This is a genomic window from Streptomyces sp. NPDC001828, from assembly GCF_042892175.1.
Lineage (GTDB): Bacteria > Actinomycetota > Actinomycetes > Streptomycetales > Streptomycetaceae > Streptomyces.
In genome coordinates this window covers 153,176-174,272 of record NZ_JBIATV010000004.1, presented here as the reverse complement: position 1 = coordinate 174,272, position 21,097 = coordinate 153,176, and the positions used below count along the sequence as shown (strand labels likewise).

Annotated in this window: 22 protein-coding genes; 5 read left to right on the top strand and 17 right to left on the bottom strand. The window is 71.7% G+C overall.

Annotated features, from left to right (window positions below):
* The first annotated feature begins 18 nt into the window (after positions 1-18).
* On the top strand, positions 19-588 hold the full coding sequence (locus ACFYZA_RS14980) for a GNAT family N-acetyltransferase (RefSeq protein WP_388490570.1): 570 nt from the start codon (positions 19-21) through the stop codon (positions 586-588).
* 41 nt (positions 589-629) lie between these two features.
* On the opposite strand, the gene ACFYZA_RS14975 is transcribed toward ACFYZA_RS14980, so the two are convergent.
* The 14 genes from ACFYZA_RS14975 to ACFYZA_RS14910 form a co-directional block, all read right to left on the bottom strand.
* Positions 630-1,619 (bottom strand): GlxA family transcriptional regulator, encoded by a 990-nt coding sequence (locus ACFYZA_RS14975; RefSeq protein ID WP_388490568.1) that lies wholly within the window; start codon positions 1,617-1,619, stop codon positions 630-632.
* Positions 1,607-2,254 (bottom strand): HD domain-containing protein, encoded by a 648-nt coding sequence (locus tag ACFYZA_RS14970; RefSeq protein ID WP_388491009.1) that lies wholly within the window; start codon positions 2,252-2,254, stop codon positions 1,607-1,609. Before ACFYZA_RS14970 ends, ACFYZA_RS14975 begins: the two co-directional genes overlap by 13 nt.
* Positions 2,255-2,442: 188 nt before the next feature.
* Positions 2,443-2,955 carry a hypothetical protein gene (locus ACFYZA_RS14965; RefSeq protein ID WP_388490567.1) on the bottom strand — a complete coding sequence of 171 codons (513 nt, stop codon included), beginning with the start codon at positions 2,953-2,955 and terminating at the stop codon, positions 2,443-2,445.
* Between the two features lie 126 nt (positions 2,956-3,081).
* Positions 3,082-3,867: an alpha/beta fold hydrolase gene (locus ACFYZA_RS14960; RefSeq protein ID WP_388490564.1), complete on the bottom strand. Its 786-nt coding sequence runs from the start codon at positions 3,865-3,867 to the stop codon at positions 3,082-3,084.
* A gap of 222 nt (positions 3,868-4,089) precedes the next feature.
* Positions 4,090-4,761 (bottom strand): DUF4097 family beta strand repeat-containing protein, encoded by a 672-nt coding sequence (locus ACFYZA_RS14955; RefSeq protein ID WP_388490562.1) that lies wholly within the window; start codon positions 4,759-4,761, stop codon positions 4,090-4,092.
* A 158-nt stretch (positions 4,762-4,919) separates the two neighbouring features.
* Complete coding sequence (locus ACFYZA_RS14950) at positions 4,920-5,678, bottom strand: alpha/beta hydrolase (RefSeq protein ID WP_388490559.1); 759 nt, start codon at positions 5,676-5,678, stop codon at positions 4,920-4,922.
* A gap of 191 nt (positions 5,679-5,869) precedes the next feature.
* On the bottom strand, positions 5,870-6,043 hold the full coding sequence (locus tag ACFYZA_RS14945; protein ID WP_388490556.1) for a hypothetical protein: 174 nt from the start codon (positions 6,041-6,043) through the stop codon (positions 5,870-5,872).
* Between the two features lie 64 nt (positions 6,044-6,107).
* Positions 6,108-6,746, bottom strand: coding sequence for a DUF3887 domain-containing protein (locus ACFYZA_RS14940; protein WP_382584792.1), 639 nt, complete (start codon positions 6,744-6,746; stop codon positions 6,108-6,110).
* A gap of 125 nt (positions 6,747-6,871) precedes the next feature.
* Positions 6,872-7,513, bottom strand: coding sequence for a ScbR family autoregulator-binding transcription factor (locus ACFYZA_RS14935; RefSeq protein WP_388490554.1), 642 nt, complete (start codon positions 7,511-7,513; stop codon positions 6,872-6,874).
* Positions 7,514-7,636: 123 nt separating this feature from the next.
* Positions 7,637-8,386: a TetR/AcrR family transcriptional regulator gene (locus ACFYZA_RS14930; RefSeq protein ID WP_382584785.1), complete on the bottom strand. Its 750-nt coding sequence runs from the start codon at positions 8,384-8,386 to the stop codon at positions 7,637-7,639.
* A gap of 162 nt (positions 8,387-8,548) precedes the next feature.
* Positions 8,549-8,923 (bottom strand): VOC family protein, encoded by a 375-nt coding sequence (locus tag ACFYZA_RS14925; RefSeq protein ID WP_382584782.1) that lies wholly within the window; start codon positions 8,921-8,923, stop codon positions 8,549-8,551.
* 98 nt (positions 8,924-9,021) lie between these two features.
* Positions 9,022-9,204 carry a hypothetical protein gene (locus tag ACFYZA_RS14920; protein ID WP_388490552.1) on the bottom strand — a complete coding sequence of 61 codons (183 nt, stop codon included), beginning with the start codon at positions 9,202-9,204 and terminating at the stop codon, positions 9,022-9,024.
* 109 nt (positions 9,205-9,313) lie between these two features.
* A complete protein-coding gene (locus ACFYZA_RS14915) occupies positions 9,314-9,979 on the bottom strand; it encodes a hypothetical protein (protein ID WP_388490549.1) in 666 nt (221 codons plus the stop codon).
* Entirely contained in the window at positions 9,976-10,578 is a 603-nt protein-coding gene (locus tag ACFYZA_RS14910) for a sigma-70 family RNA polymerase sigma factor (RefSeq protein ID WP_382584774.1), read from the bottom strand. Before ACFYZA_RS14910 ends, ACFYZA_RS14915 begins: the two co-directional genes overlap by 4 nt.
* 508 nt (positions 10,579-11,086) lie before the next feature.
* Here ACFYZA_RS14910 and ACFYZA_RS14905 point away from each other — a divergent pair.
* The 3 genes from ACFYZA_RS14905 (at position 11,087) to ACFYZA_RS14895 (ending at position 13,632) form a co-directional block, all read left to right on the top strand.
* The gene (locus tag ACFYZA_RS14905; protein WP_388490547.1) at positions 11,087-11,641 is read left to right on the top strand and encodes a LemA family protein; all 555 of its coding nucleotides are present in this window, start codon (positions 11,087-11,089) and stop codon (positions 11,639-11,641) included.
* Positions 11,638-13,149, top strand: coding sequence for a DUF2207 family protein (locus tag ACFYZA_RS14900; protein ID WP_388490544.1), 1,512 nt, complete (start codon positions 11,638-11,640; stop codon positions 13,147-13,149). The genes ACFYZA_RS14905 and ACFYZA_RS14900 overlap by 4 nt, the downstream gene beginning before the upstream one ends.
* A gap of 249 nt (positions 13,150-13,398) precedes the next feature.
* Positions 13,399-13,632, top strand: a complete 234-nt coding sequence (locus ACFYZA_RS14895) for a hypothetical protein (protein ID WP_382584765.1) — start codon at positions 13,399-13,401, stop codon at positions 13,630-13,632.
* Between the two features lie 228 nt (positions 13,633-13,860).
* Here ACFYZA_RS14895 and ACFYZA_RS14890 read toward each other — a convergent pair whose 3' ends face one another.
* Positions 13,861-16,143: a hypothetical protein gene (locus ACFYZA_RS14890; RefSeq protein ID WP_388490542.1), complete on the bottom strand. Its 2,283-nt coding sequence runs from the start codon at positions 16,141-16,143 to the stop codon at positions 13,861-13,863.
* A 149-nt stretch (positions 16,144-16,292) separates the two neighbouring features.
* On the opposite strand from ACFYZA_RS14890, the gene ACFYZA_RS14885 reads away from it, so the two are divergent.
* Positions 16,293-17,525, top strand: coding sequence for an aromatic acid exporter family protein (locus tag ACFYZA_RS14885; protein ID WP_388490539.1), 1,233 nt, complete (start codon positions 16,293-16,295; stop codon positions 17,523-17,525).
* A 67-nt stretch (positions 17,526-17,592) separates the two neighbouring features.
* On the opposite strand, the gene ACFYZA_RS14880 is transcribed toward ACFYZA_RS14885, so the two are convergent.
* Both ACFYZA_RS14880 and ACFYZA_RS14875 read right to left on the bottom strand, forming a co-directional pair.
* On the bottom strand, positions 17,593-20,532 hold the full coding sequence (locus ACFYZA_RS14880; RefSeq protein ID WP_388490537.1) for a type 2 lanthipeptide synthetase LanM family protein: 2,940 nt from the start codon (positions 20,530-20,532) through the stop codon (positions 17,593-17,595).
* Between the two features lie 149 nt (positions 20,533-20,681).
* Complete coding sequence (locus ACFYZA_RS14875) at positions 20,682-20,882, bottom strand: DUF6229 family protein (protein WP_382584750.1); 201 nt, start codon at positions 20,880-20,882, stop codon at positions 20,682-20,684.
* Between the last annotated feature and the right edge of the window lie 215 nt (positions 20,883-21,097).

Sequence of the window (21,097 nt, the reverse complement as noted above, 5' to 3'; positions counted from 1 at the left end):
CGGTCGTAGGGTCGAGCCATGACGACCGCTGACACCGGGGACTACGAGTTCCGCGCTGCCCGGCCCGAGGACGCCGAGGCCATCGAGGCACTCGACGGGTCCTTCACCACCGACACCGTCTTCCACGTGACCGTCACCGAGGACGGTTTCGCCCTCCGGGAGATTCCGGTGGACCCGCCCCTCCACAAAGTCTTCCCGGCGGACGACACCGACTCCGAGAACGGCCTCACGGGCGACGAAGACCCCAACATCCGGACCTTCGTCGCGGTCGGCGCCGACGGCTGCCCGGCAGCCTTCGCCACTGTCACCTACGCCCCGTGGAACCGACGGCTGACCATCGCCAACCTGGAGGTCGCTCCGGCGCACCGGGGCCGGGGCGTCGGCCGCGCCCTCGTGGACCACGCCGCCGGGTTCGCACGTGAGCGCGGCGCCGGGCACATCTGGCTGGAAGTCACCAACATCAACGCCCCGGCGATCCGCGCCTACCGGCGTATGGGCTTCACCCTCTGCGGACTGGACATGGCTCTCTACGACGGCACACCGTCAGCGGGTGAACGCGCCCTCTACATGAGCATGCCCTGCCTCTGAGCCCCGCTACGGTTCCCAACTCCGCCCAGGAGACGGCCACTTCACTGGTGCGCGGTGGTGCGGAAGCGGGCGCGGTAGGCGGTCGGGGTGATGCCGAGGGCGTGCTGGAAGACACGGCGCATGGTCTCCGATGAGCCGAGGCCGGACTCGTGGGCGACCTGGTCGACGGAGTCGTTGCCCGCTTCGAGGAGGACCTGGGCCGCTTCCAGCCGTACGGATTCCAGATAGCGGCCGGGCGTCATCCCGGTCTCCCGCCGGAAGAGCCTGCCGAGGTGACGGGCACTGACACCGACATCACGCGCCAGGGACTCCAGGCTGTGCGGGGCGGCCGGGTCCGTTCCGACGCTGTCCATCACCTGCCGCACCACGGGATTCCCCGCTTCACGAGGTGCCAGGCGGGCACTGAACTGGGACTGCCCTCCGGGACGGGCCATGAAGACCACCAGTTCACGTGCCACATCCCGGGCGACATCGGCACCGTGGTCGTCCTCGACCAGGCACAGCGCGAGGTCGATGCCCGCGGTGACACCGGCGGAGGTGATGACGTCGCCGTCCTTGACGAAGACGGGGTCCGTCTCGACCGTCACTCGCGGATACGCGGTCGCCAGCTGCGTGGCGAGTTGCCAGTGCGTGGTGGCGCGCCGCCCGTTGAGCGCGCCCGTCTGCGCCAGGACGAAGGCTCCGGCGCACACCGAAGTGATCCGCCGTGCGCGGCCGGCGAGTTCCGTGACGAGGTCGAGCAGCCTCTGGTCGCCGACGGCGCGCTGCCAGTCGCGTCGGCCGGGCACGACGACCGTGTCGAGCCGCGCGGGCAGACCCTCCGACGTGTCGTCGACGCCGATGCGCACGCCCGACGAGGTGCGTACGTCGGTGCCGGTCGGCGAGACGACGCGTACGTCATACCGGGCGCCGTATGCGTTGGCCGTGGTGAAGACCTCGGCGGGGCCGGTGACGTCGAGCAGCTGTACCCCGTCGAAGGCGGTCACCACGACCGTCCTGCTCGCGGGCTCGCGGGTGGCTACTCGGCCCACGGCGAGTCCAGGATGGTGCGCACGAAGTCCCCGCGCTCGAATCCGGGCACGTAGTGCGCGAGCACATCGGCTTTGACGTTGCCGAACGTGGTCGCGGGCTTGGACCGGATCCCGTCGGTGAAGGCGTCCAGGATGCGTCGCTTGAAGCCGGGACGCGGGTGAGCCGCGACGACCTCGGCGCGGTCCGCCTCGTCCAGGTCGTGGTAGCCGATGCCGAGGACGTCGTACTCCACGCCGGCGGTCACCAGCGCCACCTCGGGCTCCATGAACTCGGGGATGCCCGGGGTGGTGTGCAGTGCGATGGCGGTCCACACCCGTCGGATGCTGTCCTCCGGTACCCGATGTGCCTGAAGGAAGCGGCGGGCTTCATCGGCACTGTCCACCTCGAACCGTCGCCCACTGCCGTGGAAGGGTTCGCCCAGGCCCAGGTCGTGGAACATCGCCGCGATGTAGAGCAGCTCGGGGTCGAAGCTGAGGTCCCGGTCGACTCCCTGGAGGCTGCCGAAGAAGTACACGCGGCGTGAGTGGTGGTAGATCAGCTCACTGGTGCTGTCCCGCACGAGCTCGGTGGTCTCCCGCGCGAGCTTCGAGTCCGGCACCCGTACGCCGGCCGGTGCGAAGGAGTCGTTCGTCATCGCCATCACCCGCTCCTCGTTCCGCCGGTCCTTCCGGCAACACCCCCAGTCTGCGAACCACCGGATCGCCGCGCCATGGCTGTACGGCCGTACAACCCACAGATACGGACACCCGGGGCCTACGGGCCCGCGTCAGCCCCTGGTGCCGCCGCGCGTGGGCCCGCGCCGGCGGCCGAGGGGGTGCTGTCTCACAGCTTGCCGAGGACCAGGCCCCGCCATGTCCAGCCGAGCTGGAGGACCAGGTCGCGCAGGGGCTCTCGCATCCGGGCGCTGTCGAAGCGGAAGGTCTCCGTCGCCTCCAGGCGTCCGTCCGCCCCACGCCCGATGGTCCACTGGCGGCTGACGGTCCGGCTCGGCCCTCGGGTGTACTGCGACGTCACCTGAAGCCTCGTCGGAGTCCCGACCCGGCTGAGCTCCCACTGCTCTTCCAGAGCACGGAGCTCGTGCGCCGTGGGGTCGAGCCGCATGCGGATCCGCACGGCGTGCGTGATCTCGGAGCGGACGAAGGTCTGCTGCCAGGCGGGCTCCGTCAGCCGCCACTCCGCCAGCAGATCGCACCGCTCACCGCCGCCGTAGCGGACGACGTACGGCTCCTCGGCCCGGTTGAGGCCGAGGAGCGCCGCTCGCAACTCCTGCGCCGGGACCGGCGATACGCCCTCGGGTGGACACCGTGTGCCGGTCAGCCTGTCGAAGATCCCCATGGGGTCAACCTACGAAGCACGCGTCCGGCCCCACAAGCGGCCGGCCACCGCCTGAGACGTGTTCCCGGTGAGCGGGCGGGCTCGTCCCGTCGTCGCCTTCGGCACGTCCCGCATCACTCGCCCGCGCTACCGAGCGAGGAACGGGACCAGCACCGAGCCGAGTTCGGAGGGCGCGTCCATGGCGATGAGGTGGGCTGCCGTGGCGAACTCGACCAGGTCGGCGCCGGGGATCGCGGTGGCGTAGCGGCGGGCGATGTCCTGGAAGTCGGGCACGTCGAGCTTGCCGACGCCGACCAGTGTGGGGACGGAGACGGTGGCGAGGTCGCCGGCCCCCGGGCCCTCGGAGTACTGGCCCACCAGCGCCTGGTTCTCGAGCGATGTCCGCAGCGGGCCGCTGAGCCGGTCGGACAGTCCGTCGGCCACGTCTGCCCAGCCGCGCGCGGGCCCGCGCAGCCACATGTCCAGGTTGATGCGTACGGCCGCGTCCAGATCGCCCGCGTCGAGGGCCGCCGTCTCCGCCTCGTCGTACGCGATCATGTCGGCCGACCAGGAATAGCGCGGCCAGGGGGCGGCGAACATCGCAAGGGAGTGCACCCGCTCCGGGTGGGCCAGCGTGAAGTCCACGGCCACGCGGCCGCCCCAGGACGCGCCCACGAGCCGGACTCGTTCATGGCCGAGGTGGTCGAGGAGACGGCGGAGGTCGTCGGTCTCGCCGAACGGGCCGGTGGGCGGCGCGGATTCGCCGAATCCGCGCAGGTCGTACCGGATCACGGTGTGGCGTTCGGCGAGCGTGGGCACGAGCGCGTCCCACATGTGGTGGTCGGCCACACCGGCGTGTATGAGCACGACGGGCGGTCCGTCGCCGGCTACGTCGTAGGAGAGCTGTCCAAGGTCGTCACTGAGCATGAGCATCCGCAGATGATCGCAGTACGACAGCGCACGGCCAACCGGGTTCCTGGGGCGGCATGGTCGCGTCCGGCCCCCAGCGGGCGGGGCGGCGAGCAGCTTGCGCGGGCCCGCGCCCCTTGGCCGGAACGGGCCGTGCGACCGGTGCTGAGCGGCACGGGGTGCTCAGCACCGGTCGCGGCGAGTGGCCCGCTTCGACCGGATCGATCTGATGGGTCGTCATTTTCCTTACAGGCTGCGGGCGGTGATGTCGCCGCTGGAGGTGGTGGCGTGGATGTTCAGGGCGGCCGCGCCGCCTTCGGTGTTGGTCAGCGCGTTGTGGATACGGCCGTGGGAGGTGCCCGCGTCCAGCGTGGCGGAGACACCATGAGCGGCGCCGACCGTGATCCTCCCCGACTCGGTACGCAGCGTCAGGGTTCCGTGGTGGGCCTCGGCGATGTTGATGTCGCCCGAGGCGACCTGGATGTCACTGTCCCCGGCCAGACGGCCCACCGAGACGTCCGCGGCATGGACGGTCAGCCGCAGACCCGCGCTCTCCTCCACCTCGACCGTGCCCTGCCCACCGTCGAAACCGACCTCACCCAGACGACCGGCCGTGCGAAGCTCGGCCGCACCCGACTTCCCCTCGACACGCGACCCCGCCGGCAGCTCGATCCGCACATCGAGGCAACCCGAAGCCCCGAAGTACTGACTCCCCGCCGGCCCCGCCCCGACCCGCAACACACCATTGTCGTAGGCGACCACGGCCCGCTCCGCGGCCTTCACATCCCGGCCCTTCGAAGCATCGGCGGGCTCGATGACGACGGTGGTCAACTCCCGCTCGGCGGCGACGATCCGAATACGCCCGGCCGGCACGTCCAGGACGGCGACGATCGGAGCGGTGGTGACGAACTTCTGCATGATGACTGAACTCCCGCGACTCGTAGGCCTCACCGCGGCGACTGTCCGCCGCGTTGGAGAACACACTGCGCCCAGCCGGTTTCAACACAGCCTTACCGCGGTTTCAGCCGACTTCAGCCAAGCCCGCGCCCGGCACGACGGCCGGGCGCGGGGCGGGGTCAGGCCGTGATCGCCGGGCCCAGGTGGCGTACGAAGAAGTGCGCCGCGCTGTCCGCCTCGAACCGGGGCAGTTCCTTGTGGCGGCCCGCATTCGCGTGCAGGGTCTTGTCCTTCGAGGCGAACGCGTCGAACAGGGCGAGGCCCTCCTCGCGCGGGATGTGCTCGTCGTCCCACTGCAGGTCGTACTGGACCGGCACGGTGATCCGCTTGGCCGTCTCGGCCAGCGGGTCGGGCCAGAACAGGCCGAAGACCGCCGCGCTGATGCGGGGTTCGGCCGCCGTCAGCGGGATGCCGATGGCGGTGCCCATGTTCAGGCCGTAGTAGCCGACCGGGCCTTCGGCGCCGATCTCGGGCAGTGCCTGGAGGGCGTCGAGGGTCGCCCGCCACTCGGGCACGGCGCGTTCGGCCAGGTGGAGGTTGTACGGGACGACGATCGGGCCGACGGGCTCGCCCGCCGCCATCGCCTTCTGCATCAGGGCGATTTCGCGCTCGTCGTGCTCGGTGCGCGGCCGGCGGCCGTGGCCCGGGGCGTCGATGGTGGCGACGTTGAAGCCGCCGATGGCCACGAGCCGTGCCGCGCGGCCGGTCATCGCCGGGGACTTGTGGTGGTTGCCGCCGCCGTGGCCCATCAGGACCAGGGGTGCGCGTTCGGCGCCGGAGGCCGGCGACCAGAGGGCGCCGTCGAAGTCGCCGAGGGTGAATTCGCGCTCGACGATGCCGTGCGACGACGTTCTGGTGGTGAAGTCAAGAGTATTCATGGCTGTTGCCTTTCGGGAGTGCCTGAGTCGAGGCGCTCCCGGCGACAGCTTCGTCAGTCGCCGACCGTAACGGAGAGGGGGAGCACCCACATGGTTACTGCGTTCATGGGTCTCACCTCCTGGTCCGGTGTCACGGCGTAGCGAACGTTACCCACCGGGGCGGGCGGTGCCAAGAGGTTTTCCTGTCCGCCCTATCGGCGCTCGTCGCGCCCGTACTTGAGGTAGGCGACAAGGCCGACCACGTTCCCGAACGCGCAGATGGCGAGCCAGAGTTGAGGGTTCAGGGTGCGGGTGCGGGGGTGGCGGGAGATGTCCAGCATGCACAGGACGGCGGGGAGCAGGGCGATCAGGGGGACGATCGCCATCCACGCGCTGGGGGGCGGGCCGGCCGACATGGGGAAGGCCTCTCTTCGCTTCGGTACAGCGGTGCTACGGGGTTTCCGGGGCCAGGATGAACAGGCCCGCGACCTTCTCGTCGGTGTCGAAGGCCACCCGGGCCTTCATGTCACCCGCCTCGTAGCGCAGCGGAATGTCGACCACCGTGTGGTCCCCGACGCGGCGGACGAAGGGGGCGTCATCGGCGAAACCCTCGAACGCGCCGACCAGACCCGCGACCGTGGCCATCCCGCTGCCGCGCACCTCATCGGTGAAGGCTTCCAGGACCTGGGCGTTGAAGGACCGTCTGGCTTCGTCCATGCGGTTGCCGAGGACGGCCTCGACGATTTCCCGCGCGCGTTCCGCCGCGTTGTCCATGCGTACCGTCTTGTCCATGGGGGCTCCCGTCCGGGGGTCGATCGGCTTGCCGAACCTCTGGAAAGCGGCCTGGCGGGTGACGCCGAGGAGGTCCCCGACCTCCTGCCAGGTGTGACCGGCGTCGCGGCTCTGCCGCACGGACAGCTTCAGCACCTGCTCCGCGAGGCCGTCCACGTCCCGGGCGCGCCGAACCAGGTCGAGGTAGGCGGGCGGCTCCAACGGGCTGCCCACCGCCCCGGCCAGCGCCGCCGCCTGCTCGGCCAGCCGTGCCACCAGTGTGCCGAGCGGCATCGCGGGGTCCGGGTCGTCGGTCATGTGTAAAGGGTGCCTTTACGGCGTCACCGCGTCAAGGTTTCCTTTACGGCCCGGCTCGCCGTACGAAGCGGTCGACGGCACCCCCGCACTCCGAGCCACTCCATCTCGCCCGAAGGGGCCGCTCCTCAGAACCGCAGCGCTTCTCCGGCTGCGGCCGTGCCCGAAGGCACCAGGGCGTCCAGGGCCAACTCCGTTGCCACGCGCGGGAGTAGCAGCCCCCAAAAACGCGTCACCGTCTCCGGGGAGAGCCACTCTGGGTCCCGGCCGCCCAGCGCCTTGAAGCCGGCCACGGCTCCAACCACCGTCAGCGCCGCGTCCCGCGCCGAGATGCCGGGGGCCAGCGCCCCCTCCCGGTCGGCCGCCGCGAACGCCGCCTGCACCCAGGTCTGCCAATGGGCACAGAGGTTCGTGACCGCACCCGCCGACTCGCGGCCCCCCAGGTCGAACCCCGCCCGCAGCACCACGTCCTGGCCGAAGCCCCGTACCAAGGTGTGGCTGGTGTCGATGAGCATCTGCAGGGCACCGGAGTCCGCGTGTCGCGCTCCGCCCTCCGTGATCCGCGTCAGCCGCTCCGCCGCCGCCTCGCGCACCGCGTCGGCCAGGGCCGCCTTGCTGGCGAAGTGGAAGTGCAGCGCGCCGTTGCTCACACCGGCGCGGGCACTGATCGTGGCGAGCGACGCCGTCTCGAAACCGTCCCGGTCGAACAACTCGGCGGCGGACTCGACCAACGCGTTGCGCGTGCGTAACGCGCGTTCCTGCCTGGCCATCAAGGCGCTCCATTACTGCAGAGGGGATGCCGTACTCCTGGAACGGGACGGCAGATCGTCGATGTGTGCGCCACGGGCATGGATTCCCCCCACTCCCCCGCGCGCGGATGGTCCCGCGTCCCGCTATCCGGCGGCCGGGCCCACCTGTCCGAGTCTGACCTCCAGGCCGTCCAGGATCCGGTCGAGGCCGTACGCGAAGTTCTCGTCGCGGGTGGTGCGCGGGTCCTTGCCCCGCTGGTCGGCGTACCCCTTCCGCAGCCGCGGATAGGCCTGCGCGGCCTGTTCGGCGGCGGGCCACAGGCGCGCCACCCACTCCTGCTCGCTCTGCCCGCTGCGCGCCAGCATGGTCAGCCACGCCGCCTCGGTGGTCGCCATCCCGGTGACGTACGCGAAGACGGTACGTACCGCGTGGTCCGACTCGTTCAGCGGGAACCCGGCCGCCTCGAACGTGGCGATCATGCGGTCCGAGAGCCGCATCAGGTTCGGACCGAGGTGGGCGACGCCGACCTCGCCGAGCACCGAGGCGATCCAGGGATGCTTGAGGATCATCGCCCGCACGCCGTTTGCGCGCTGTGTCGTGACGTCACGCCACCGCGCGGCCCGCGCGGTGGCGGGCTCGGCGATCTCCCCGTACACCTCGTCCACCACCAGCTCGATGAGCTCGTCCTTGTTGGCGACGTGCCGGTAGAGGGAGGTGGCCCCCGCGCCCAGGCGGGTGCCGAGCTTGCGCATGCTCAGCGCGTCGATGCCCTCGGCGTCGAGGAGTCGTACGGCCTCGGAGACGATCTGCTCCCGGCTCAGCGCCGGCTGCTCCCGCCGCGTACGCGGCCGGGTCCACACCGACGGGATGCGCTGCTGATCGTCGCTGGGCATGTGGTCTCCCCTGTCTCCGCACCGCGGCCACAGGGCGAACGCCCTGTACGCAGGCGCACAGCGTAAACCATTGGGTACACTGTGCGCTTCAGCGTACAGGATGTGCGGCTAGCGGTGAGGCCTCCCCAAGAGGGGTGGTTCGACGCCGCGTTGGCGGGTGCCTCAGTGCAGGCAGAGGCAGAAGGGGTGGCCGGCCGGGTCCGCGTAGACGCGCCAGTTGGTCCCCGGGTGGACCTGGTCCGTCCGCTCAAGGACCGTCGCGCCCAGGGCGAGCGCCCGCTTCTCCTCGCCTTCCAGGTCGTCCACGTCGAAGTCCAGATGGAGCTGCTGCGGAACCTGCTGGCCCGGCCATTCCGGGGGCCGGTACCCGTCCACGCGCTGACAGGCCAGGCGGGTCCCCTCGAAGCCGTGCACCTCGTACCAGCCGGAGTCCTCGGGGTCCGCGACCACCTGGCCGCCGAGAAGACCCGCGTAGAACTCCGCGAGCCGTGCCGGATCGGCGCAGTCCAACGCGATCGCCTGCAGCTTTCGAATCACTTGCGACACTCCTCGTTCGGCGGCCACTTCGGCGCTCTCTTGTACGCCGGGGTTCGTACCCGTCGCCGCAGGCGCCATGCGCGACGGTAGGGCCGCCCTCACAGGTGGCGTTGGATCCACACCGAGGTGAGGCTGACGATGCTGGTTCCCAGGCCGTAGCAGATTCCGCGCAGCAGGAACCCGGTGGCGATCCTGCGGCGGCGCGTCGTGGCCCAGCGCAGGGGCCGGGCGATCGTCACGGAGGCTGTGCGGGCGCTGCGGCGTACGGCGCCAGGGGTCATGGCAGATGTCCTTGCTCTTCGGGGGGGGCGTCGCGGGAGGAGCCCTTCCGGCCCGGAGGCCTGGAGAGCGGGGGGCGGACCAGGGCTCCCCTGCCGGTGGTGGGGCCGGTCAGCGGTGGGTGAAGTCCCTGAGGATCGCGGCCAGTTGACGGTCCGGGCGGCGGACGATGATGCAGGACGCGCCCTGGCCGGCGAGGCGGTCGACCTCCATTTCGAGGCTGCCGGTGGGGCCGTTGGCCGTGGAACCGTTGTGTCGCACATAGCTGGCGACGGCTTCGAGGCAGCCGAGGAAGTCCTCGTCCAGCACATCGGTCTCGGTCATCGAGTGCAGGAGCTGATAGCGCCAGTGGGCCGCTTCGCGCTGCTCCCCCAGCGCCAGGTGGTGCAGATGGAGGCAGTAGGCGGCGCCGCGATGTCCCGCGCCGGCGGCCAGTTGCCACCAGAACTGGGCGCTCTCGGGATGTCCGGTCAGATAGAGCAGTCCGGCGAAGACGGCGGCACCGTTCTCGTCGAGCTGGTCCTCCTCCACCGGTGACGCGGGTGGATCCTGGGCCAGGCGGTCCACGTGGAGTGCCGCGCCGGGCCCGTTGAGGAACCAGCGGGCGACCACGGCCAGGCGCTGGCCGGCCTGAGCCGCGCGCGTCACACCCGGCGTGGGCCCGGTGCGGGCCGCGTCCTCAGCGAGGCGGTGCAGCGCCGCGCCGACGTCGAAGGCGGGCGCGGCCGCCGCGGGTATGGCCGCCTCCGCCAGCAACGCGTCGATGGTGGAGGTCATTTGACCGCTCCTTTCCTGCTCTTGGACTCGGGGGCGGGCAGGCCGAGCCGTATGCGAAGCCGCTCCCTGCCCTTGCGGGCGTGATAGTCGACGGTGCGTACGTCCAGGCCCATGAACCGGGCGATCTGCGAGGTCTTGTAGCCGAGCAGATGGCGCAGCACGATCACGTTGAACTGGCGCACGGGGAGCTCGGCGATCGCCTCGTACAGGCCGTTGGAGCTGTCGGTGATTTCCAGTTCTTTGCGGACCGCGCGCAGGTTCTGGGCGATGGGCCCGTTGATGACGAAGGCGGGGCTGCGCCCCTCCCCCTGGAGCCGGCCGTAGACGTGGCGGTGCAGGACGGCCAGGGTCAGCTGTTCCAGGTCGCTCTCCTGAAGGAGTTCGTCCCAGCTCGCCAGGATTTCCAGGAACACCTGGTGGACCACGTCCTCGGCGGCCCTGCGCGCACCGAGGTGGATCTCGGCGTAGGCATGGAAGAACTCCTGGTGGCCGAGGTAGAAGCCCTCGAAGTCCAGCGGCAGGTCCAGCGCTGCGCGCACCGGCACTTCGCTGCCGGTGCCCAGCGGCAGGGCGTCACCCAGGACGCCCTCGTCACTCACGTGTCCATCCCGTGCGTGCTCATGGTGTACCCCATCGTCTTCGTTGAGGCGGTGCGGCCAACAGGCCCTGACCGAGAGCCAGTTGGGCTCTGAGCACCACAATGTCGAGAACCGGGGCCGATCACTCATCACCCGAGGCAAAGAAACGACACCAACGATCACGGTCGCGAACACCGCGCCCTCCGAAGCCCGCCGAAGAACACCCAGAAGGCGGCCCCGAACAGGCAAAACACGGCAACGAGCGGTCCGCCGGGCACCACAAGCGCTCTGCGAAGTGGCATACGTCACGCGCGAGCCGGGCGAGACCTGCGCAGAAGCGAGCACCCTCAGCACCACACCGGTCGTCGACAGCACCGCGGTCACACCACCGTCCGACCCACCCGGCACACGTGAGCCGCCGCTATTCCTGGCGACCGGCCGGGCGATGGTGACTTACGATCTCCAGGTTCGGCCGGGGGCCGAACCATCGAGTTTATTTTCTTTGGGGGGCGACACCGTGGGTGTCATCGTGGGTGGAATCGTCGCTGTGCTGGTGGTCGCACTGGCATGGTGGCTGGTCAGCACGTACAACCGGCTGGTCCGGCTGCGGAACCAGACGCAGGCGTCGTGGGCGCAGATCGACGTGCAGTTGAAGCGGCGGCACGAGCTGATACCGAACCTCGTGGAGGGTGCGCGCGGGTACGCGGCGCACGAGCGGACCACGCTCGAAGCGGTCGTCGCCGCGCGCGGTGCGGCCGTCGGCAGCGACCTGGGGGTCATGGACAAGGCGGCGGCGGAGGCCACGCTGACCGCGTCCCTGGGCGCGCTGCTCGCCCTGGGCGAGAGCTACCCGCAGCTCAAGGCGGACCGGCACTTCGCCACGCTGCAGGACGAACTGACCACGGCGGAAGACAAGATCGCCTACGCGCGGCAGTTCTACAACAGCGCCGTGCAGAGCTACCACAGTGCGCTGGAGAGCTTCCCGGGCAACGTGGTGGCCGGTCTGGGCGGCGCCCATACGCGCCGGGAGTACTTCGAGGCCGGGGACGCCCCGCAGGACGCGGTGCGGGTGCGGTTCGCGTGACGTTCGAAGCAGAGCTGTACTGGGGCGGCGCCGGGCTCATCGGTCTGTGGCTCGCGATGTTCGGCCTCGCGCTGGCGGCCACGCGCAACGGCACCGTCCAAACCGGCCCCGCCACGCAGGAGTTCGGGCCGGACCCGGAGTCCCCGGCCGTTGTCGCACTCCTCGCCAACCGGTGGCGTTCCGTCGACCGCGCCGCCGCGGCCACCCTCCTGGACCTGGCGGCGCGCGGCCTCATCGAGGTGCGCCAGCCCGACGACGACCCGGCACACAGCACGGTCCACGTCACCGGGAAGGACACGGAGGGCCTCACCGCGTACGAGCGCCGCGTCCTCGACCGGGTCGTGGAACGGGCCGGAGCGACCGGCGCCCCGATCCGGGCCATCGCCTTCCGCGCCGAGGAGAGCGCGAAGTCCTGGAACGGCTCGCTGCGCCAGGAGATCATCACGGAAGCACGGCTGCGCGGGCTTTCCCGCCCCCGGTTCGCACGGCTCCTCACCGGCGCGTTCTATGTGACCGCCTTCGCCCCTGGCGTGCCCTTCACGGTGGCCGTCATCGCCGGTGGCCACGGCGTTCGTGGCGCCGTTCTGCTCGGGGCGCTCCCGGCGGTCGCGCTGATGTGGCTCCTCGCGCGGGTGCTCGGCGAGCGCGCGACCCCTCGGGGCCTCGAACGCGCCGGGCACTGGGCGGGGGTCCGGACCTGGCTGCACGCCCACGAGGAATTCGCGCAGCTGCCGCCGGCGGCCGTCACCGTGTGGGACCGCTATCTCGGATACGGCACCGCGCTCGGCGTCACCAGCCGCGCGGGGCGCCTGCTCGGCTTCGACGCGGGTGACAAGCGCCGGGTCTGGTCGTCCTACGGCGGCACCTGGCGTCCGGTGCGGATCAGCTACCCTCGGCTGCGCCCGGGCTTCGGCGCGACCACGTCCCGGCTCCTCCAACTCGCTTGCGCCGCAGGCGTGGTGACCGTGGGCCTGTACCTCTTCGCGGTGCTGCGCCAGCCCGACTGGGCCGTCATCGACGGCCCCGACGCGGAGCACTCGCTGCGCCGCCCCGGCCTCGTGCTGAGCGCCGGCTGGGTGGTCACCGCCCTCCTCGGCGTGGCGGTGGCCGGGCGCTTCCGCCGCTGGACGCCGGTCGTGGCGTTCCTGGCGATGATGCCAGGCAACTTCGCCGGCTCCCGCGACTGGCTCACCCGGGCCATGGACGGGCCGCTGCCGGGCGAGGTGGTGGGGATCGTCTGCTTCGGCGCGCTGACCGCGTACTACCTGACCCTGGCCGTTCTGGAGCGGCGCGCCCCTCGGACCGTCACCGGCGAGGTGCTCCGCATGGAACCCCGCCGGAGCAAGGCGGCGCCGCGCTTCCTCGCGCTGGACACGGGCGACGGCGAACGCACCATCGCCTGGGCGCTGCCGCCCGGTGTACCCGCCGTCGCACCGGGCAGCGTGGTGCGGCTCTCGGTCTCTCCGGGGACGCGTGCGGTGCGCTCGGCAGCCGCGGTCACCGGCTGATCGAAGCCCCTTTGCGGGCTGCCGGGTGTGGGGCGGCGTTCCCCCGGGCGGGCCAACGGCCCGCTCCTGATCGGTGCGGCGTCCCGCGTCGTGTCGTAGCCGCGCCGATGCCGTTCGCGGACGGGAAACGGGCCGTCTCCGGCCGGTGGCCCGCCCGTGGCGGCGGTCGGGTGACACAGGTTTCACAACCGGCGGGCACCGGGGACTGATCACCCTGTTCCTCACCCCATCGCCCAGACAGGAGCAATCATGCGTATGCGCACCACCCTCGCCGCCGGCGCTCTCGCCATCGTCGCGGTCCTCGGCAGCACCGGCACCGCGCTGGCCCACGACCGGGACGACGACCACCACTCGGGCGGCGAGACCAGCGCCTGTGGCTCGTTCGCCGGCGCAGGCGGGGGTCACGCTGCCTGGGGCTCCGGCTGCCTGCACTCCCAGTGGGAGGGCAAGTTCCAGGGCCACCACCGCTTCAACGGGTTCTAAAGCCGCTTCCGGCGGGCGCGGTGTGGCTGACGGCGCTGTCAGTCACACCGATCTCGGCGTACGCGGACTGCCGGCCGGCGGCGCCGCCGGCGGACAGGACGTGACGGAGCCGGGGTGCCATGGGCACCCCGGCTCCGTCATGTCGAGGGCGGGGAAAGCGAAGGGACTAGTTTCAAGGAGTGTGAGAAGGAAGTCCGTTCATGGCCTCGCCGGGTCCCAACGTAGCAGTCACTCGGGGATCAAGTCGCGCAGGTTTTCCGGGGTGATGACGCGCGAGCCGGGGTGCAGTCCGTCCGGGCGCTCCAGGCCGATGTAGGTCACCGGGCCGTCCGGGACCGTCTTGCCGTCCCACCGAGTGGTGCGGGTGGCCCGGTCGGCCAACAGGCCGGTGAGGTGCCGCACCGTGAGGTGGTCGCGCTCGACGATGCCCCGCACCAGGGTCGCGACCGACACCTTGTTCGCCTCGACCCGGTTCGCGCTCGGGGTTCCCTTGAGGTACACGTGGAGCCACTTCGCGCGCCAGCGGCCGTCGTCCCCCCGTACGAAGACCAGCGGCAGCGCGACACGGCCGGGGCCGCGCAGCTCCGACTTCATGCGTACGGTACGTGGTTCGAAGGGGCGGCCGCCCTGGTCGCCCTCCCGCAGCATGAAGCCGAAGAACGACTCCTCGACCTCCTCGAAGCCCTCGCCCGAGAAGATGTTGACCTGCGGCACGATGTAGGTCCCGCGTGCGGCCCCCAGGCGCAGGTTGATGAACTCCGATGCCCCCTCGGGTGCGTCGGTGATGTCGCCCGAGTGCTCCCCCTCGACCTCCGTGAGAGCGGTGTAGGACAGCCAAGAGACCGTCTCGTAACCGGAGTTGAGCATCAGCGCCGACAGGTCGTAGTCGGTGGTCCGGCTCGTCTGCTTCCAGTACACGAAGAACCGCAGCAGCTCGCCGTCGACCGGGGTGAGGGAGCCGCGCGGCAGCACCCCGAGGCCGGCCGCCGTCGCCCGGCCGCTGAGCGGGAGGGCGACATCGAGGACGTCCGGATCGATGAGCAGGTGCCCCGGCTCGGGCAGCCGACGGCGCGTCTCGGCGTCGAGGACGGCGATCAGCCGCGTGCGCTCCGCCTCCGGCAGCGGCGGGCGGGACTCGGCGGTGACCCATGCACGGCCGAGACGGTTGACGAAGACACGGCGATCGCCGCTTGCCTGCGTACGGTTGTCGCCGTCTGCCTCCGTACGGTTGTCGCCGTTTGCCGGCGCGCGACCATCACCGCTTGCCCCCGCGCGGCTGTCGCCGCTCACCTCCGTACGGTTGTCGCCGCGCGCCTCCGCGCGGTTGACCACGTGCTCGCGCACCGACAGCAGGACCCGACCCGACACATCGGGGGCGAGCCGCTCCACGGCGGACACCACCACGTCCCGCTCGGCGGCCGTGCCGCAGAGGCGCAGCAGCCGGTCCAGAGAGCGGAACAGTTTGCCCGGCGCGGACTCCAACAGCCCTACCGCGCCCGGGACATCGTCCGCGCCCAGCAGTTCCTCGACACGGCTGTCGAAGGTACGGGCCCGCTTCTCACCCCGGGCCACGGCGAACACATCGGCGGCGTGCGGCCACCGGGCCTCGTATTCGCGCGCGTGAAGCCGCTCGCCCAGGCGCTTGAACTCCTCGCGGTGCGCACAGGCGTCGGCGAGCTTGGCCGGGTTCGCCGCGACGACGGAGTCCAGGCCCGCGAGCAGGGCGCGCCGGATCCGGCGGGACGGCGAGCGGAACCGGGTCGGCTCCGCCAGCGTGACATCGCCGTCCGACAGGGCGCAGGCGAGCCGGAGCACATCGGTCACCGTGTCGAGCAGGAGATCCGCGCCGCTTTCGACGCGGGCGCGGTTCACCACCGCGCGGTTCTCGCGCATCGGAATCGTCCGCGGCTGGGGGCCTGCCGCACAGTGCGCGGCGAGCACCACCAGGTCGAGCAGGCCTTCGTCGCCCAGCGGTGTGGTGCTCCCCGCCATCGCCAGATACAGGGCGGCGACCTCGTCGTCCGGGGTGCCACCGAGGTGCAGGACAGTCAGGCGGTCACCTGCGGTGGCGATCAACTCCCCATGCGCGGCGAGCAGTTCGGCATACGTGTGCTGGTACGTGCCGTACGTGGGGAGGGTCAGCAGGTCGACCACACCCTCGCCGAGCCACACCGGGTCGGCGTCGCTGCCGACCGCCTCGGCGACGCACTGCTGCCAGAAGGCGTAGGTGTCCGGCACATTGGCCGGGAAGTCGATGAAGTAGGCGTTGTGCCGGACGTGGTCCCCGACCATCGCGCGGACGGTCTCCAGCGTGCGTACGGCCGTGTCGACGACCGTCCCCTCGGACAGCGCCGACAGGTGTCCAAGGAGCTCCGCCGACAGCTTGAAGCCCACGGACATCAACGCGGCGTCGAACTGCCGCGCGGCGACGCCGCCTTGCCCTGCGGGCCCGGTGGGGGCGGGCAGGCGGTGGGTGTGCCGGACGACCAGGGGTTCGAGGCGGTGGACCATCCGGGCATGTTCCCAGAGCCGTGCGAAGGAGCGCACTCGGGTTTTCCGCGTTCCCGGCGCTGTGGGGCAGCGGCACCTGAGGGGGACCCGCGCGGCCGGCTGCCGTACGCGCCTGCGTGTGAACTCCGCCGAGGGGGAAGGGGTGGGAGGTGTGGGAGTTCACCGATCCTCTGTTCGATTTTGCTCGCCGCCGCCGTGAGCCGGCCGTGGTGCAGACCCTGCGTTCCACCGCGGCCGCTGTCATTTCCTATGTCGTGGCCCTGCGCCTGAGCAGCGAACCCGCGCCCCTCACCGCCCCGCTGACCGCCCTGCTCGTCGTGCAGGTCACCCTGTACACCACCCTGGTGACCGCAGTGCGCCGGGTGAATTCCGTCGTGGTCGGCGTGCTTCTCGCCGTCGGGTTCAGCTCCCTGGTGGGTCTCACCTGGTGGAGTCTGGGGCTGATCATCCTGGCGGCCCTCGTGGTCGGACGCTTCGTGAAGGTCGGCGAGTTCGTCCCCGAGGTGGCCATCAGCGCGATGCTCGTCCTCGGCGTGACCCGGGTCTCGGCGACCGCCTGGGACCGCGTCCTGGAGACACTGATCGGCGCGGGTGTCGGCATGCTGTTCAACGTGCTGCTGGCTCCCCCGGTGTGGGTGGACTCCGCGGGAGGGGCCATCGAGGAGCTCGCCGCGCGGATGCGGCGGCTGCTGGTGGACCTCGGGGACGAGGTGGGCGGCCACACACCGGTGGCACAGGCGGCGGCCCGCCTCCACGAGGCCCGGCGGCTCGACCACGACATCGCCCAGGTGGACGTGTCCCTGCGGCAGGCCGAGGACAGCCTCCGGCTCAACCCGCGCGTCAAGGAGGGGCTGCTGTCGCGGGTGGTGCTGCGCACCGGCCTCGACACTCTGGAGATCTCGGCGGTGGTGCTGCGCGTGGTGTGCAGGTCGCTCACCGACCTCGCGAAGGAGCGCACGCAGGAGCACCTCTTCGACACGGACGTGGGGCTCGCCCTGCGGGACGTCTTCGAGCATCTCGCCCGGGCCATCGAGAGTTTCGCCGTACTCATCACCACGCAGGTCAGTACCAACGCCGAGGAGGCGGAGCGGCGGCTGACGGACGAGTTGACGGCCGGCCGCGCCAGCCGCGACCGGGTCGCCGACCTGCTCCTGGCCGAGGTGCGGCGGCACCCCCGGCAGTGGCAACTGCACGGGGCGCTGCTCGCCGAGGTCGACCGGATCCTCGACGAACTCGACGTGGAGAAGCGGTCCGAGCGCCTGGTCGAGGAGCTCGACCGGTTGTCGCGGGAGCAGCGGCAGCGGTGGCACGTCCTGCGCCGGATCCGCAGCCGCACCCGGCAGGCCCTGCGGCTGCCGGAGCCCGAGGACCGGCGGGCCTGACGGCCGACGCCCCGGACGCGCCCGGCCTTCGTACGCCCCGTACCGCGATCCCTCGCCCGCGCCTTGTTCAGTCGAGCAGGAGGGGGTTGGGGAGGTCGGCGTCGGGGTGCATCCGGAGAAGCGTGTGGAGGACTCCGGCCAGGCCGGACATGAGGCTCGGCGAGAACGCCTCCCGGGCGAGGCCGCCGACCGGGCCGCGCTGTTCGAGACCAGTGAGGATCTCACCGTCGAGAGCCGCGAGGGCGGCCTCATCACCCCGGCGCGCGCGGCCTCCGCCCTCGGCACGCTCGGGACTGACGTCGTCAAGTCCCGCAGGCCTGTCGCCCTCGGGGCCCACGAGCCTCCCGGTGTCCGGACCGGCGGCGGCTGTCGGCCCCATGGCGGTCAGGAACTCCCAGAGGCCCAGGTCACCGTGGCACAGGGTGTGGCTCCATCCGAAGCCCTCCGCCGCGCAGGCCCGGGCGGCCCGGCGGGCCATGTCGAGGTGGGCCGGGTCGCCGGTGCGGCGGTGGAGGTCCAGCATGCCGATGCCGATGCCCGCGCTGCCGTGGCACCAGCTGGTGAAGAAGTCCTCCTCCGCGCCGACGCGGACGTCGAGCCAGTTGCCGTACTCCGGGCGGTACAGGGATTCCTGGAAGGCGAAGGCTCGCTCGGCGAGGCGGTTCCAGTCGCGGCGTTCGGCGGCGGAGCCCGCCTCCGAGAGGGCGAGCCGGGTCAGCGCCCAGCCGATGCCGGTGGCGCCGTGGGCGAAGCCGCCGATGCCCTCCGGGTTGAGGCGGGTCGGCCAGCGGACGCCCTCGCCGTCGGACACGGCGAGCTTGGCCAGCCTGCCGCCGATGTGCGCCGCGGCGTCCAGCCAGCGGCCCTGCCCGGTCGCGGCGGCCAGGTCGAGCAGCGGGACGACCGCTCCGGCCGCGCCGTTGAGGAGGTCCACCTCGACGTCCTCGTCGACCAGCGGTCCGCCCACGAGCAGCAGGGCCCGCTCGGCGGCCCGCTTCAACAGCCGGTCCTCGCCGAGGACCCGGTGCAGCGCGAGCCACGTCCACACCTGTGAAGCGGCCCCGCTGAAGGCCCCGGCCGACGGCGTCGGCGTGCGGTCCTCGGTGCTGATCAGCACGCGCAGCGCGCCCTCGAACGTCTCTCGTAAGCCCGGCACTTCATCGGCCCGCCCGGCCCGCACCTCGGACGCGTACTCGGCCAGCGTGAGGGCCACACCGCCCTGGCCGGTGTAGAGGTCGGCGGGCAGCACCCGGATCGACCATCCGGCCGGGGTGAAGACGGGGCTGATCCAGGTGACCGTGCCGTCCTCGCCGCGTACCGCGCCGTCGCACAGCCTGCGGACCATCTGCGCGGCGAGGTCACGGCGGCGGCGCTCCCGGTCGCGGGCGTGCGGATCCCGGGCGGCGGCCTGCACCCGGGCGGGCAGCGAGCGCTCGTTCAGGTACGCGCCGACCAGCGCGTCCTGGATCACCGACTCCTCGAAGGCGAGGTCGGCGCTCCGCCAGTCCGCCACGGTGTCGCGCACGGCGGAGGCGTCCACGGTGAAGCTGAACATCGGTACGTCACCCACCAGCAGGTCCGCGATCTCGGCGTCGATGGCCGCGCGGGCGGTCGGCGCGCCGGGCAGCGCGTCGGCGTTGCGCCGCAGGATGTCCCGGGCCCGCTCGACCGCCGCCGCCTCGTCGTGCAGCGAGGCCGGGTGCCACAGCATGCGCCCGATGTCGACGTACGCCTGCGTGGGCCGCAGGATCCGCCGGGCCCTGGCCCCCTCGAAGCGGCGCAGCAGTCGGTACGGGTCGAGGCCGGGGCGCCGCAGGTGCGCGGTCATCTCGCGGAATCCGGCCAGGACCCGGTCCCAGTACGTGCTCAGGACGGGCGTGGCGGCGGGGTGGTTGCCCGCGACGGGCATGGCCACCAGGTCCACCTCGAAGCGGGCCGTGGCGGTGCCGCCGCCGGCGATCACCGGGTGCGGAATCAGCGGCTGTTGCCCGGGCAGCGCGCCGATTCCGGAGATGTCGACGCCGCCGAGCGCGAAGCCGGTGCCGCGCACGGGCAGCAGGCCGGTACGCAGTACGGTGCGGCGGATCGCCGCGGCCGCCACGTCCACCGCCTCGCCCCGGCCGCTGGGCGGGAACGGAGCGGGGGCGTCGAAGAGCGTCTCGGCGTCCACGATCACCGGTACGGGCCCCGCGGCGATCATGTTCTCGGCGTGCATGTCGGTGCCGCCGGTGAACCGGAGGACGGCCAGCCAGTGTCCTAGGTTGCGGTAGAACTCGGCGAGTTCGGCCTCGTCCGCGCAGTAGCGGTGGCCAATGAACTCGGCCCAGCCGTAGCCGTCGCGAGCCAGTGTCGCGGGCACCCGGATCCGGCGGTCCGGTGCCGGGGCGCCGGGGAGGCCGGCGAACAGGTCGTCCAGGAGCGCGCCCAGCGCCACGTCGGCTTCGGACGGCCGGGGCTTGTACATCACGGTGCCGCCGGCGAAGTCGACCCGGCTCACCGTCAGTCCGCCCCGGTGGGAGTCTCCGGCCCCGAACTCGACGGCCCGCAGCTCGCCCGCCGGCCCGCCGAGGAGCGGCCCCAGCAGGTCGCGGTCCCCGGCGAGGCGCGCGGCGAAGTCCGCCGTGGCCGCCACCGACAGGCGGGCCACCGAGGCGATCCGGGGGTTGACGCTCGGGTACCGGTCGCTCAGCCCCGCGAGGTAGCCCTCCGCCCCGGCCTGCTCGATGAACGCGTCCCAGGTCGCTCTGCCCGACCCGGCGGCGGACTCCGCGTGCGCGCCCGGACCGGCGAGGCGCAGCGCGTGCAGTTCGATCAGGAACAGACGGGACAGTTTCGCGTGCAGTGACCGGAGCAGGGCCGTGTGGCCCGCCTCCAGGAGTACGTCCCGTTCCGCCCGCCCCAGGGACCCCAACTCGGCCAGTTTACCGGCCAGTTGGTCCCGCCAGGGGCGGGCGATGTTCCGTACGGGCTGGGCGAAGTGTTCCGTCTCGTCCGATGCTCCCGGCACTGGTGCGCTCCCCATCAACCGTCCCCGTCCCACCGCGAGTTCGCGCCCAGCAGGGCGCCTGAAGGGGCCCGCGAAGCGGGCGGCCGGTCAGGCGGCGGGCCCTTCGCGAGAAGTCGCTCCACGAAGGGCCCGCCGGTTGTCCTCCGGAATCAGCAACACCAGCTACCGTGCGACCCGCTCGGGCTGGAGCAGAAGCCGTAGAGGGAGTCGCTGGAGTCGGTGAGCGCGGCCTCGGCGGCGGCGCCGCCGACGTAGAGCGGACCGGCCGGGTTGAGCTGGCCGTACGCGCTTTCGGCGCCTGAGAGCCAGGCGTTGAGCAGGGCGCTTGCAGGAACACTGGTCTGCGGCATCAGCGGCCTCCGGACAGAGGGATCGGGACGGATCGCCCAGCCCCGAGTATGGCCATATCCGAACACCCGTCAGATGAGGAATCCGGCCAAAGTCAGGCGGTCGGAGATGCGCGGGGCACCTATCGGCCCGGCAGGCCTCGGAGCGTCTCCCGGTCCCCGCGAAGTCGCCCGAATCACGCCGGTGGCATGATCGATGCTCGACATGCGCCCGCCTC

What these genes read in the sequence shown, in the direction of transcription:
- ACFYZA_RS14920 (WP_388490552.1), bottom strand. Translation starts at nt 9,204, where the DNA reads ATGACCCCTGGCGCCGTACGCCGCAGCGCCCGCACAGCCTCCGTGACG.
- ACFYZA_RS14875 (WP_382584750.1), bottom strand. Translation starts at nt 20,882, where the DNA reads ATGCCGCAGACCAGTGTTCCTGCAAGCGCCCTGCTCAACGCCTGGCTC.
- ACFYZA_RS14970 (WP_388491009.1), bottom strand. Translation starts at nt 2,254, where the DNA reads ATGACGAACGACTCCTTCGCACCGGCCGGCGTACGGGTGCCGGACTCG.
- ACFYZA_RS14965 (WP_388490567.1), bottom strand. Translation starts at nt 2,955, where the DNA reads ATGGGGATCTTCGACAGGCTGACCGGCACACGGTGTCCACCCGAGGGC.
- ACFYZA_RS14980 (WP_388490570.1), top strand. Translation starts at nt 19, where the DNA reads ATGACGACCGCTGACACCGGGGACTACGAGTTCCGCGCTGCCCGGCCC.
- ACFYZA_RS14960 (WP_388490564.1), bottom strand. Translation starts at nt 3,867, where the DNA reads ATGCTCATGCTCAGTGACGACCTTGGACAGCTCTCCTACGACGTAGCC.
- ACFYZA_RS14935 (WP_388490554.1), bottom strand. Translation starts at nt 7,513, where the DNA reads ATGGCCAGGCAGGAACGCGCGTTACGCACGCGCAACGCGTTGGTCGAG.
- ACFYZA_RS14915 (WP_388490549.1), bottom strand. Translation starts at nt 9,979, where the DNA reads ATGACCTCCACCATCGACGCGTTGCTGGCGGAGGCGGCCATACCCGCG.
- ACFYZA_RS14945 (WP_388490556.1), bottom strand. Translation starts at nt 6,043, where the DNA reads ATGGCGATCGTCCCCCTGATCGCCCTGCTCCCCGCCGTCCTGTGCATG.
- ACFYZA_RS14940 (WP_382584792.1), bottom strand. Translation starts at nt 6,746, where the DNA reads ATGACCGACGACCCGGACCCCGCGATGCCGCTCGGCACACTGGTGGCA.
- ACFYZA_RS14895 (WP_382584765.1), top strand. Translation starts at nt 13,399, where the DNA reads ATGCGTATGCGCACCACCCTCGCCGCCGGCGCTCTCGCCATCGTCGCG.
- ACFYZA_RS14930 (WP_382584785.1), bottom strand. Translation starts at nt 8,386, where the DNA reads ATGCCCAGCGACGATCAGCAGCGCATCCCGTCGGTGTGGACCCGGCCG.
- ACFYZA_RS14955 (WP_388490562.1), bottom strand. Translation starts at nt 4,761, where the DNA reads ATGCAGAAGTTCGTCACCACCGCTCCGATCGTCGCCGTCCTGGACGTG.
- ACFYZA_RS14950 (WP_388490559.1), bottom strand. Translation starts at nt 5,678, where the DNA reads ATGAATACTCTTGACTTCACCACCAGAACGTCGTCGCACGGCATCGTC.
- ACFYZA_RS14890 (WP_388490542.1), bottom strand. Translation starts at nt 16,143, where the DNA reads ATGGTCCACCGCCTCGAACCCCTGGTCGTCCGGCACACCCACCGCCTG.